The sequence below is a fragment of the Xanthomonas hortorum pv. cynarae genome (assembly GCF_002939985.1).
GTDB classification, from domain to species: domain Bacteria; phylum Pseudomonadota; class Gammaproteobacteria; order Xanthomonadales; family Xanthomonadaceae; genus Xanthomonas; species Xanthomonas hortorum_D.
Genome location: NZ_MDFM01000004.1, coordinates 172,103 through 183,670, shown reverse-complemented (window position 1 = coordinate 183,670; position 11,568 = coordinate 172,103). Strand labels below are relative to the sequence as shown.

The window sequence follows — 11,568 nt, the reverse complement described above, 5'->3', positions numbered from 1 at the left end:
GTCATGTGGAGCCCGGTTATCCCGCCTGGATTGGAAATCGTCAAACCCACGCGCTTAGGCGCAGGCAATCCCGAACTGCTGCATCTGGTGGACGCTGCCGCATCCGGCGGCCCGCCATTGATGGTGTTCCATATCGATATCGATCACTTTGCCTCGATCAACGAGAACATGAGTGCCGAGGTCGGCGATCAGGCGCTCACGCTGGTCGCGCGCCGGCTGCAGGATTTCCTGGGCGCGCGCGGCAAGTTGTGGCGTCACGGCAGCGATGAAATGGTGGTGGTAGCGGTGCGTCGCGAAGACACGCCATTGCCGGAAGATTTTGCCGAAGAGATCCGCCAGCAGCTGGAATTGCCGTTGTCGGTGTTGCCGTACACCTTGTTCATGACCGGCAAGGTCGGCATCAGCCTATGCCCGGAACACTCGAGCTCGCTGTCGATCCTGCTCGATTACGCCGAGGAAGCCAGCTACCAGGCCGCGCGCGAAGGCGGCAACACGGTGCGGCTGTACACGCGCAACTCGACCACCAGTGCGCATAGCGAAAGCATCATCGCGCGGCAGATCGTGGATGCGATTCCGCATGGCGAGCTGCGTCTGCGCTATCAGCCGCTGGTGAGCGCACGCGACGGCCGCATCGTGGGCATGGAGGCTTTGCTGCGTTGGCAATCGCCGACGCTGGGCATGCTGGTGCCAGAGCGTTTCATGCGCACCGCCGAGCGCCTGGGCGTGATCGTGCAGATCGGCGAATGGGTGCTGCAGAACGCGGTGCGCCAGGCGCGTCTGTGGCGCGACCAGGGGTTCGACGACTTCAGCATTGCGGTGAATGTGTCCACGCTGCAGTTGCTGCGTCCGGGCTTCTTCAACGAAGTCATGGGCATGTTGCAGACCGCCGGCGTGCCGGCGCAATTCGTCACGCTGGAGATCAACGAAAGCGCGTTGACCAACAACGTCAACTTCGTCCACGAGACGATGGCCAACCTGCGCAACGAAGGCATCAGCCTGAGTCTGGACAACTTCGGCACCGGCGATTCCAGCCTGAGCGCGCTGGTGCGGTATCCGGTGGACCGGCTCAAGATCGATCGCAGCTTCATCAAGAGCGCACCGGCCGGCAGCCGCGAGGCGGCCATTGCGCGCGCGATCATCGCGATGGGCCACCAGCTCGGCATGACGGTGATCGCCAACGGTGTGGAATCGCAGGCGCAGCTGGGCTTTCTGCGTCGCAACGATTGCGACATCTTCCAGGGTTATCTGTTCGGCGAACCGATGTCGGCCGAGTCGGCAGGCATGGCGTTACGTCGCCGCTATCTGCGCCCGGAATCGTTCGCCGAAAGCCGCCCGGATCGCACCTTGTTGCTGCTGGACGACGAAGAAAACGTGTTGCGCTCGCTGGTGCGCCTGTTCCGCCGCGATGGCTACCGGATCCTGGCCGCCGGCAATGTGCGCGATGCCTTCGACCTGCTCGCCACCAACGACGTGCAGGTGATCCTCTCGGACCAGCGCATGAGCGACATGAGCGGCACCGAGTTCCTGGGCCGGGTCAAGATGCTCTACCCCGACACCGTGCGCCTGGTGCTCTCCGGCTACACAGATCTGGCCACCGTGACCGAGGCGATCAACCGCGGCGCGATCTACCGCTTTCTGACCAAACCCTGGAACGACGACGAACTGCGCGAGCACATTCGTCAGGCCTTCCGCACGCACGATGAGTTGCGTAACGGCCGGGAGTAGGGAATCGGGAATGGAGAATCGGTAGAGCAGATCTCTACCGCCTGATTCTCCGCGTGCCAAATCGTGCCTCAAAACCAAAGCACCAGCGCACGCCGCTCTACCGATTCCCTACTCCCGATTCCCCATTCCCAGCGCGAAGCGCTACCGCGGCTGCCGCACCGGCAACACGATGCGGAAACTCGCGCCCTGCCCCGGTGTGCTTTCGACGTCGATACGGCCGTGGTGCTTGTTGATGATGCCGTAGGAAATCGACAGGCCCAGACCAGTGCCGCTGCCGACCGGTTTGGTGGTGAAGAACGGGTCGAAGATGCGTTGCATCAGATCCGGGGCGATGCCGGCGCCGGTGTCCTGGAACTGGATCCAGACCTGCTCGGTGCCATCGGCGTTTTCGCGGCCGGTGGTGACGGTAATCGTGCCGCGCTCGACGATCGCCTGGCCGGCGTTGAGCAGCATGTTCATATAGACCTGATTGAGCTCGGACGGCAGGCATTCCACCAGCGGTAGCTCGGCGTAATTGCGCTCCAACGTGACCTTGTACTTGAGCTCGTTCCAGATGATGTTGATCGTGGATTCGAGACCGGCGTGCAGGTCCACCATCTTCCACGACTCGGAACGGTCCGAATACGAGAAGTCCTTGAGGTCGCGCACGATGCGGGTCACCCGTTCGATGCCTTCGCGCGACTCGGCCATCAGCTGCGGCAGATCGCGGCTGATGAAGTCGATATCGGCGCGGTTGCGGATCTCGTCGATTTCGGGGATCAGCGCCTTCGGATCCGGCGCCTGCAGCGCGCGCTCGTACGCTTCGATCAGCGTGAACAGGCTGCGCAGATATTCCTGCAGGCTGCCCAGGTTGGAGTGCACGTAACCGATCGGATTATTGATTTCGTGCGCCACGCCCGCAGCGAGCTGGCCGATGGAGGCCATCTTTTCCGATTGCAGCAGTTTGTCCTGTGCACCATTCAAACGCAGGTAGGCCTGGCGCAATTCGGCGTGGCGCTGTTGCAGCTCGCGCTCGTAATCCTGCTGGCCTTCGATGTTGTGGAACAATGCCAGAAAGTGCCCGACGCCCTGCTCTTCGTTGTAGTACAGATGCGCAATGACCACGCGGTCGCCGACCGGCAGGCTGCCGGTCCAGGTGCCCTTGCTACGCGCCTGATTGAGCGCATCGGACGGCAAGACCTGCGAGATCCGCTCGCCGAGATTGCGATCGTCGTCGGGGTCTTCCTTGCACAGGCTTTGGCGCGCGATGGCGTTGGCCAGAATCAGCTGCCCGTCTGCGCGGAACAGCAATACGCCCTCGAGCATCTGATCGCCGAAGGCGCGCAGCATGTCCGAAGACGGCAATAAGGTCTGATTGAGAAAAAACTTGGCAGTCACGGGAAGAGGCGGCGTAGAAGACGCGTCAATATACGCCCAACCGCCTACGCGCCGTATTGCGCAACGCCACGATCTGGCACGCCGGGCAGATCGGATTGCGCGACGCATGTGCGCTGGACAACGCGCACACACGCTCTACGCGAGGTTAATCGCTCAAGCCACTGCCAGCGAACGTCCGCCACGCAGTACGCTCGATTGACCCTTGGCGTCATAGGACGGCGCACTCTCGGTGCGGCCCAAGTGACGCAGTGCCCAGTTCACTTCGCGACGCCGGCGTGCCAGCAGCGCGCCGTTGGCACGATTGGCTTCGGCCAGTTCGCGCAGACGCGCTTCTTCGCCTTCGGGCATTCGCGCTTCGAGCGCGCGCAGTGCCGAGAGCTTGTCTTGCGTATGCCGCATCAACCCATCGATGTCGTTCTCGAGTAATGCCTGGCGCTCGCCGGCCAGCGCGTCGCTGAGACGTTGCAGGAACTCGTTCACGTTCATCCTTTGGGCTGGGAATTAACCCGCCAGTTGCTGATTCAGATCCATCATGCGGCTGGCGATGGCATCCGGATTGATGGAGTAGCTGCCGTTCTGCAACGACTCCTTCACTGCCTGGACGCGACCGGTGTCGATCGCCGAGGACTGCGAAAGCGTGCGCTGCAAGTTCTGCAGGTTGGTGGCCTCGCCGGTCAGCTTGACGCTGTCGGTGGGCGGAAGTGCTGCAATCGGGGACGCGCGGTCTTCACCGGCCGAAGCGATCTTGCTGCTTGTGGCGGCGGTACGAAGGGTGGCGGCGGTCGGTAGATTGCCTTCGATTTTCTGGGTCATGTCAGGAACTCCTCTACAGGTCGTAGGGGATAACGGCACCCAGAAAAAAAACTTTATAGAAAATTTTTATCTGGAAACCACAACGGTCCCGCTCGCTTCGACGATCCCCTGCACTACCCGGCGCGAGGACGAGTTTTCCACCGAGACGCGCTCGTTTTCGCCAGCGTCCGACAAGGCGCGACCGCTCATGCGTACTTCCAGACCACCGTTGCGCGACACCAGCGGCACCGTATCGCCGCGCCGCACCAGCCGCTGCGTGACCAGATCGTTCGACGACAGCAGCGACCCGGCCGGCAGAATGCGCCGGGCGGTCTTGCCCACTGCAGCCACCGGATCGGCCAGTACCGCACCGACAATGCGCGCGGCGTCGCGTTTCTCGATGCTGATATCGGCCAGCGAGATGGTTTCTCCAGCGCTGATGCCCCGGCGCAACACCAGTACGTCCTGATTGCGGCGCACTTTGAGCGGCACGAACAGACGCCAGCCGGCCGGCTGCGGGCAGGCCACTTCGACCGTGTTGGTCCCGGTGGGCTGCGCCTGCAGCGCAATCGGGCACGCCGGCATGCGCAGACCCGGATCGAGCGTGGCCTCGGCCTCGGCATCGGGGCCGACGGTGGCCAGGGCGGCAGCACGGATGGAATCGACAGACTGGTAGCTCTGGGCCCAGGCTGGAGCGGCAGCCAACAGAATGACAAGCAGTAGCAGGCGCATGGGACCAGATCCGGAGGAAGACGGAACAGACAGTGCAAGAGGTGTGCCTGTTTTTTTGCGGGGGATTGGAGAGTCGGGATTGGGGATTCGCAAAAGCGGCTTTGCTGGTGATTCGTTTACTCGTTGCCAAGGCCCTTTCACCCAGTGCCTCTATCCGATCAACTGTCACTTAAGCTTTCAAGGACGCAGAAGCAGCAGCGGCCTGACCACTCGCTAGTGCAAGCCTTTGAGCAAATCCCGAATCCCAAATCACCCAATCCCGGCGCTTGAGCGAATCCCCAATCCCGATTCCCGAATCCCGGTGGCACTCCGCAGCCTGCAAAGCCCCCTCAAGTTATTGGGCCACCCTGTCGATATCTGCCCCATGACCCACGATCTGCTCAACCGCATCGACCAGCGCACCCGTCTGGCTGGCCACAATCGACTGGCCCTGCTGCTGTTCCGGCTGGGCGGGCGCCAGCTTTTTGGCGTCAACGTCTTCAAGGTGCAGGAAGTGCTGCGCCGCCCGGACCTGTTTCAGGTGCCCGGCCTGCCGACCGAGTTCGCCGGCGTTGCCGACGTGCGCGGGCGCTCGGTGCCGGTGCTGGACTTGGGCCTGGCCATCGGCCACCCGGAGCGCGACACGCTTTCCGAAAACGGCCCTGGCTATCTGGTGGTGGCCGAGTTCAACCGCTCGGTCCAGGGATTTCTGGTCAGCGGCGTGGAGCGCATCGTCAATATTGCGGTGGAGGATATCCATCCGCCGCCGGAGCTGGGCGCCGAAGCCACTTATTTGACGGCAGTGACGCGTTTCCAGGGTGAGTTGATCCAGGTGATCGACGTGGAAAGCGTGCTCGCCGACATCGCCAAGGTCAGCAAGGACGTGCAGCTGGATCCATCGCTACAGCTGGTCGCCTATGACCGGCAGTTCCAGGTGCTGGTGGTGGACGACTCGCGGGTGGCGCGTCAGCAGATCCGCAGCGTGCTCGACCAGCTCGGCGTCGCGGCAACCTTGTTGTCGGACGGCCGCCAGGCGCTGGACCATCTCTTGCAGGTGGCAGCGTCAGGCGAGAATCCGGCCGATCGCTACGCGATGGTGATCTCCGACATCGAAATGCCGGCGATGGATGGCTACACGCTGACGACAGAAATCCGGCGCACGCCAGGGCTGCAAGGCCTGTACGTGCTGTTGCATACCTCGTTGTCGGGTGTATTCAACAACGCCATGGTCGAACAAGTCGGCGCCAATGCCTTCGTGGCCAAGTACAGCGCCCACGAATTGGCCGATTATGTATTGGCGCGCCTGAAAGTGGTCGCCGAAGCGGCCTGATCAGGTCGATCGGCTGCCGGATCGGAGCCGATAGCAGCAACAAGGCGTCGCGCCGGGCTGCCAAGGACTCCGCGTCATATAAATTGGTCAGTGCGTCGACGCGTTTTGAAGTGACACCTGCCGACGCCAGACCACCTCGGGTAATGCCGAACCTCCGGCTTGACGCGCTTGATTAAACCAACGTCGTGACGGACACAGGTCCATCGCGTTTCGCGGACGGCCAAGGCGCCGTTCGTCGGCAGCCCCGATCATTCTTCGCGTTCTGCGGCCCGTACCTCCTCGATTGGCACAAACTTTGCTTTCTCCCTGGTAACACTTCGCGGGAGAGCACCGTGTCCAACTCCATTTCGTCCTTTCTAGGCATCCACGGCGATGCTCTGCCGCTGCGCGAGCAGCGCATGAAGCTCATTGCCAGCAATCTGAGCAATGTGGACACCCCTGGCTACAAGGCCAAGGACATGGACTTCGAGGCCGCGCTGAAATCCGCCGAAGGCGTGCGCGACGGCAGTCTGATGCAGACCACCGACGCCAAGCACTATGAGATCGGCAACAGCGGCGGGCTCAACCCGTTCCAGATCACCCGCGAATCCGATCAGCCCAGCCTCGACGGCAACACCGTCGATGCCGACGCCGAACGCGCTGCCTACGGCCGCGCCGCGCTGGAATACCGCGCCTCGCTGAGCTTCCTCGAATCCAAGGTGCGCTCGATGCTCACCGCGATCACGGGCCAATAAGTCATGAGCAATCTTCCCATCTTCGATGTGGCCGGCTCTGCGCTGCATGCGCAGTCGGTGCGCCTGAGCACGATCGCCTCCAACTTGGCCAATGCGGACTCTGTCGCAGGCTCGGCCGAAGCGACCTACAAGCCGATCGAGCCGATCTTCCAGGCCCGGCAGAACCGCCAGGATCCCAGCCTGACTTCGGTGAACGTCAAGGAGATCACCACCACCAACGCACCGCCGATCCGTCGCTACGAGCCCGGTCATCCGCTGGCCGATGCCGACGGCTACGTGTTCTCGCCCGACGTGGATCCGGTGGCGCAGATGGTCAACATGATCTCGGCCTCGCGCAACTACCAGGCCGGCGTGGAAATGCTCAATACCGCCAAGGAACTGGCGCTCGCGACGATCACGATGGGTCGCTGACCCTTTCTAGCTGACCTTTACCCTACGGACCCTTTCAAATGAGCACAATCGGCAGTGACCTTTACGCCAGCCTTGGGCTGAGCACCAGCAGCGCCGCCTCGACGAAGAAAAAGGAGGAATCGCTCGGCCAGGCGGACTTCCTCAAGTTGATGACCGAGCAGCTGCAGCACCAGGACCCGCTCAAACCGATGGAAAACAGCGCCTTTCTGGGCCAGTTGGCGCAGTTCTCCACCGTGCAGGGCATTGGCGACCTCAATACCAAGGTCGGCAACTTCTCCGACTCGATGAACAGCGATCAGGTGCTGAAGGGCGCCGCGCTGGTCGGGCACAACGTGCTGGTGCCCTCTGCGCAGGTCGCCATCGACACCACCAATTCGGCCAAAGGCGTGGTCGCCGCAACGGCGGCCGGCACGGTCAACTTCGAAATCACCGACGCCAACGGCACCTTCGTCAAACAGCTCAGCGTGCCGTCCAGTGCCGCCGGTGAGGTGTCGTTCGCCTGGGACGGCACCGATGCCAACGGCAACCGCATGGTCGCCGGCAAGTACGGCGTCACCGCCACCCAGACCGACACCGCCGGTGCCAAAAGCAAATTGGCCACCTACGTGGACGCACCGGTGGATAGCGTCACGATCGGCTCCGACGGCCTGTATCTCAACCTGACCGGGCTAGGCACTTCCCCGCTCGCCAACGTGCTCCGCGTCAGCTGAGCCGGCAACCGACACTTAAAGGACCTCATCCATGGCTTTCAATACCTCGTTGTCCGGCATCAACGCAGCCAATGCCGATCTGAACGTGACTTCCAACAACATCGCCAACGTCAACACGACTGGTTTCAAGGAATCGCGCGCCGAGTTTGCCGACATGTTCCAGAGCACCAGCTATGGTCTGTCGCGCAATGCGGTGGGTTCGGGCGTGCGCGTCAGCAATGTGGCGCAGCAGTTTTCGCAGGGCAATATCGACCCGACCGGGCGCAGCCTGGACCTGGCGATCTCCGGCGAAGGCTTCTTTGCCGTGTCTTCCAATGGCGCCAAGATGTACACCCGCGCCGGCAACTTCCAGACCGATGCCAACGGGTATGTGATCAACCCACAGGGCGCACGCCTGCAGGTGTTCGCGCCCAATCCCAGCGGCAATGGCTTCGACGTGGGCCGTTTGTCGGACCTGCAGTTGCTGACCACCGACAGCCCGCCCAAGTCGACCTCCACGGTCAACCTGGCCTTCACCCTGCCCGGTAATGCCACCGCACCGACGGTCACCCCGTTCAACCCGGCCGACGACAAGACCTATAGCCATTCCACCGGCGGCATCAACGTTTACGATTCGCTGGGCGTCAGCCATGTGCAGACCTCCTACTTCGTCAAGACGGCCAACCCGAACGAATGGCAGGTGCACAACTACGTGGACGGCGCCGCGGTCGGTGCCCCGACCGCGCTGCAGTTCTCCGACACCGGTGCGTTGACCAACCCGGCCAACGGCATCATCGCGATGGACCCGTTCACCCCGAGCACCGGCGCCGGCGTGCTGAACATGCAGCTCAACGTCACTGGCTCCACCCAGTACGGCGAGGCGTTCGCACTGCGCGACACCCGCCAGGACGGTTACGCCAGCGGCAAGCTTAACGAAATCAGCATCGATACCAGCGGCGTGGTGTTCGCGCGCTACTCCAACGGTGCCGACAAGGCGCTGGGCCAGGTCGCGCTGAGCAGCTTCGTCAACCCGCAGGGCCTGCAGTCGCAGGGCAACAACATGTGGGCCGAAAGCTACACCTCCGGCGCCGCCCGCATCGGCGCACCGGACACTTCGGACCTGGGCCAGATCGAATCCGGCTCGCTGGAAGCCTCCACGGTGGATCTGACCGAGCAGCTGGTGAACATGATCGTGGCCCAGCGCAACTTTCAGGCCAACTCGCAGATGATCTCGACCCAGGATCAGGTCACCCAGACGATCATCAATATCCGTTAACGGCGGGGAATCGGGAGTTGGGAATAGGGAATCGTAAGAGCTGGCATTGCGTGTATCGGATGCCGGCCTTGCCCCTTCTCTCCCAGCTTCCTGCAACTCCGCTTTTGCAATTCCCCATTCTCGATTCACGATTCCCGGTGCCCCATGGACAAAGCTCTCTACGTTGCGATGACCGGCGCCCGCGCCTCCCTGCAGGCGCAGGGCACCGTGTCGCACAATCTCGCCAACGTCGATACGGTAGGGTTCAAGGCCGCGTTGGCCAACACCGAGGCGTTCAAGATCCAGGGCAAGGGCTACCCGTCGCGGATCGATGCGCTGCATGTAGACCAGGGTTTCGATCGCAGCCAGGGCCACCAACAGGTCACCGGCAATCCGCTGGATGTGTCGCTGCAACAGGACCGTTGGCTGTCGGTGCAGTCGCCCGACGGCAGCGAGGCCTACACCCGCAACGGCGAGTTGGCGCTTACCGCCAATGGCCAGCTGGTCACTGCCAATGGCCATGCGGTGCTGGATGAGGGTGGTGCCCCGATGACGATTCCGCCGCACCAGGCGATGGAAATCGGCAGCGACGGCAGCATCTCGATCATTCCGCAGGGCGAAGGCCCGCAGACCATGGCCATCGTCGGCAAGATGAAGGTGGTCGATGCCCCCGCCGACCGTTTGACGCGGCGCCCGGACGGGCTGATGCGCAACACCAGCACCGACCCGGCGCAGGCGTTCCAGATTGCCACCGGCAAGACCATCAACAGCGGCATGCTGGAAGGCAGCAACGTGGACGCCGCCGGCGCGCTGGTGGAAATGATCCAGCTGCAACGTCAGTTCGAAATGCAGGTGAAGATCATCAAGAACGGCGACGACAACGCGCAATCGGCCAATTCGATGATGCGGCTGAACGGCTAAACGTGGCTCACTCTGTGGCTTTGCTGCAGAGCGCTTGCCCGCCCACCGTCGCGGGACACGTCGCAAGTACGTCCCTGCACTCTCTTTTGAACGGCTAAAAGTGGCTCACTCTGTGGCTTGGCTGCAGGGCCCTTGCCCGCTCACCATCGCGGGACACGTCGCAAGTACGTCCCTGCACTCTCTTTTGAACGGCTAAAAGTGGCTCACTCTGTGGCTTGGCTGCGGGGCCCTTGCCCGCTCACCATCGCGGGACACGCCGCAAGTACGTCCGTGTAGGCTCTTACGCGGCATCCATGCCGCGTAAGGTCCCGCGACGGTGGGCGGGCAAGGACCAGTGGAGATGGTCGGTGGGCGTGGCTTTCAACAACGNTGGTGCGGTGCCCTCGCCGATTGCGGGACCGTGTGGCGGCATGGATGCCGCCACCGAGCCTACACGGACGTACTTGCGGCGTGTCCCGCGAGCGGTGAGGGCACCGCGCCCTCGACCGACTCAGTATTTGACCTGGGCTTCTGACTGCATCCACTAAGAGACAGCTAAAAAACCACTGTGCTCGCCGTCAGCGAGCCCCGTCCATGTTTTGTTAGCCGCTCCGACCACCGCGCCTGATCTGCCGCGCAGGCTCCACCGCTTCCGCCGGCTGCTGCCTACCCGCCGCCAGCCCTGCCCTGCGCAGGCCGCCGCGCATCTGCTCCGCGTGATCCAGCGCACAGCCGGCAAAAATCCGGCGCGGGTTTGGCACAGCACGTGCATATACCCAGCCGTGCCCGGAACACATCCCCGGGTCTAACGAGGAATCGGGTCATGAATCAGGCTTTGTGGGTCGCCAAAACCGGACTGGATGCGCAGCAGACGCGCATGTCGGTCATTTCCAACAACCTGGCCAATACCAATACCACCGGCTTCAAGCGCGATCGTGCTGCGTTCGAAGACCTGTTGTATCAACAGGTGCGTGCGCCGGGCGGTTCCACCTCCGCGCAGACGCAGTTGCCGACCGGCCTGCAGCTGGGTACCGGTGTGCGCGTGGTCTCCACCTTCAAGGGCTTCGACCAGGGCAGCCAGCAGCAGACCGGCCGCGCGCTCGACGTGATGGTCAACGGCCGCGGCTTCTTCGAAGTGCAGATGCCCGACGGTACCTCGGCCTACACCCGCGACGGCACCTTCCAGATCAATGCGCAGGGCGAAGTGGTCACCAACAGCGGCTACCCGCTGCAGCCCGGCATCCAGGTGCCCGAAGGCGCGCAGTCGCTGACCATCGGCAACGACGGCACCATCAACGTGACCCTGGCCGGCCAGGCTGCCGCGCAGGAAATCGGCGCGTTGACGCTGACCGACTTCATCAATCCCTCGGGTCTGCAATCCAAGGGCGAGAACCTGTTCGTCGAAACCACCGCCTCCGGCCCCGCGCAGAACGGCACTCCCGGCCTCAATGGCCTGGGCACCACCGTGCAGGGCGCCCTGGAAGGCAGCAACGTCAATACGGTGGAAGAGCTGGTGAGCATGATCGAGACCCAGCGCGCCTACGAAATGAATGCCAAGGCGATCTCCACCACCGACTCGATGCTCGGTTACTTGAACAACAACGTCTGATCGGCTCGCCGGTCGCTGCCCTCTCAGGAATCCAC

12 protein-coding genes are annotated in these 11,568 nt (G+C 62.9%); 8 read left to right on the top strand and 4 right to left on the bottom strand.

The annotated features are described in order from the left end of the window. Positions 1 to 3: 3 nt before the first annotated feature. The gene (locus tag XcyCFBP4188_RS04450; RefSeq protein WP_006450200.1) at positions 4 to 1,725 is read left to right on the top strand and encodes an EAL domain-containing protein; all 1,722 of its coding nucleotides are present in this window, start codon (positions 4 to 6) and stop codon (positions 1,723 to 1,725) included. 141 nt (positions 1,726 to 1,866) lie between these two features. Here the strand turns inward: XcyCFBP4188_RS04450 and XcyCFBP4188_RS04445 are convergent, their stop codons facing one another. From XcyCFBP4188_RS04445 to flgA, 4 genes are all read right to left on the bottom strand, one after another. Further along, the gene (locus XcyCFBP4188_RS04445; RefSeq protein WP_043908453.1) at positions 1,867 to 3,102 is read right to left on the bottom strand and encodes an ATP-binding protein; all 1,236 of its coding nucleotides are present in this window, start codon (positions 3,100 to 3,102) and stop codon (positions 1,867 to 1,869) included. Between the two features lie 153 nt (positions 3,103 to 3,255). Then, positions 3,256 to 3,588 carry a flagellar protein FlgN gene (locus XcyCFBP4188_RS04440; protein WP_006450202.1) on the bottom strand — a complete coding sequence of 111 codons (333 nt, stop codon included), beginning with the start codon at positions 3,586 to 3,588 and terminating at the stop codon, positions 3,256 to 3,258. Positions 3,589 to 3,603: 15 nt separating this feature from the next. Next, positions 3,604 to 3,915, bottom strand: a complete 312-nt coding sequence (gene flgM, locus XcyCFBP4188_RS04435; RefSeq protein ID WP_006450203.1) for a flagellar biosynthesis anti-sigma factor FlgM — start codon at positions 3,913 to 3,915, stop codon at positions 3,604 to 3,606. A gap of 66 nt (positions 3,916 to 3,981) precedes the next feature. Beyond that, complete coding sequence (gene flgA / locus XcyCFBP4188_RS04430) at positions 3,982 to 4,626, bottom strand: flagellar basal body P-ring formation chaperone FlgA (RefSeq protein ID WP_006450204.1); 645 nt, start codon at positions 4,624 to 4,626, stop codon at positions 3,982 to 3,984. A 364-nt stretch (positions 4,627 to 4,990) separates the two neighbouring features. On the opposite strand from flgA, the gene XcyCFBP4188_RS04425 reads away from it, so the two are divergent. From XcyCFBP4188_RS04425 to flgG, 7 genes are all read left to right on the top strand, one after another. Continuing rightward, positions 4,991 to 5,935, top strand: coding sequence for a chemotaxis protein (locus XcyCFBP4188_RS04425; protein WP_006450205.1), 945 nt, complete (start codon positions 4,991 to 4,993; stop codon positions 5,933 to 5,935). A gap of 332 nt (positions 5,936 to 6,267) precedes the next feature. After that, positions 6,268 to 6,669: a flagellar basal body rod protein FlgB gene (flgB, locus tag XcyCFBP4188_RS04420; RefSeq protein WP_043908456.1), complete on the top strand. Its 402-nt coding sequence runs from the start codon at positions 6,268 to 6,270 to the stop codon at positions 6,667 to 6,669. Between the two features lie 3 nt (positions 6,670 to 6,672). Then, on the top strand, positions 6,673 to 7,080 hold the full coding sequence (flgC, locus tag XcyCFBP4188_RS04415) for a flagellar basal body rod protein FlgC (RefSeq protein WP_006450207.1): 408 nt from the start codon (positions 6,673 to 6,675) through the stop codon (positions 7,078 to 7,080). 38 nt (positions 7,081 to 7,118) lie between these two features. Next, the gene (locus tag XcyCFBP4188_RS04410; RefSeq protein ID WP_006450208.1) at positions 7,119 to 7,790 is read left to right on the top strand and encodes a flagellar hook assembly protein FlgD; all 672 of its coding nucleotides are present in this window, start codon (positions 7,119 to 7,121) and stop codon (positions 7,788 to 7,790) included. 31 nt (positions 7,791 to 7,821) lie between these two features. Next, positions 7,822 to 9,045 (top strand): flagellar hook protein FlgE, encoded by a 1,224-nt coding sequence (gene flgE / locus XcyCFBP4188_RS04405; RefSeq protein ID WP_006450209.1) that lies wholly within the window; start codon positions 7,822 to 7,824, stop codon positions 9,043 to 9,045. Positions 9,046 to 9,189: 144 nt separating this feature from the next. Then, complete coding sequence (gene flgF / locus XcyCFBP4188_RS04400) at positions 9,190 to 9,945, top strand: flagellar basal-body rod protein FlgF (protein ID WP_006450210.1); 756 nt, start codon at positions 9,190 to 9,192, stop codon at positions 9,943 to 9,945. 802 nt (positions 9,946 to 10,747) lie between these two features. Then, complete coding sequence (flgG, locus tag XcyCFBP4188_RS04395; protein WP_104591698.1) at positions 10,748 to 11,533, top strand: flagellar basal-body rod protein FlgG; 786 nt, start codon at positions 10,748 to 10,750, stop codon at positions 11,531 to 11,533. The last annotated feature ends 35 nt before the right edge of the window (positions 11,534 to 11,568 follow it).

Excerpts from the sequence above, each read along its gene's own strand:
- XcyCFBP4188_RS04450 (WP_006450200.1), top strand. The coding sequence starts at position 4 with ATGTGGAGCCCGGTTATCCCGCCTGGATTGGAAATCGTCAAACCCACG.
- flgF (WP_006450210.1), top strand. The coding sequence starts at position 9,190 with ATGGACAAAGCTCTCTACGTTGCGATGACCGGCGCCCGCGCCTCCCTG.
- flgA (WP_006450204.1), bottom strand. The coding sequence starts at position 4,626 with ATGCGCCTGCTACTGCTTGTCATTCTGTTGGCTGCCGCTCCAGCCTGG.
- flgE (WP_006450209.1), top strand. The coding sequence starts at position 7,822 with ATGGCTTTCAATACCTCGTTGTCCGGCATCAACGCAGCCAATGCCGAT.
- flgC (WP_006450207.1), top strand. The coding sequence starts at position 6,673 with ATGAGCAATCTTCCCATCTTCGATGTGGCCGGCTCTGCGCTGCATGCG.
- flgM (WP_006450203.1), bottom strand. The coding sequence starts at position 3,915 with ATGACCCAGAAAATCGAAGGCAATCTACCGACCGCCGCCACCCTTCGT.
- XcyCFBP4188_RS04410 (WP_006450208.1), top strand. The coding sequence starts at position 7,119 with ATGAGCACAATCGGCAGTGACCTTTACGCCAGCCTTGGGCTGAGCACC.
- flgG (WP_104591698.1), top strand. The coding sequence starts at position 10,748 with ATGAATCAGGCTTTGTGGGTCGCCAAAACCGGACTGGATGCGCAGCAG.
- XcyCFBP4188_RS04425 (WP_006450205.1), top strand. The coding sequence starts at position 4,991 with ATGACCCACGATCTGCTCAACCGCATCGACCAGCGCACCCGTCTGGCT.
- XcyCFBP4188_RS04440 (WP_006450202.1), bottom strand. The coding sequence starts at position 3,588 with ATGAACGTGAACGAGTTCCTGCAACGTCTCAGCGACGCGCTGGCCGGC.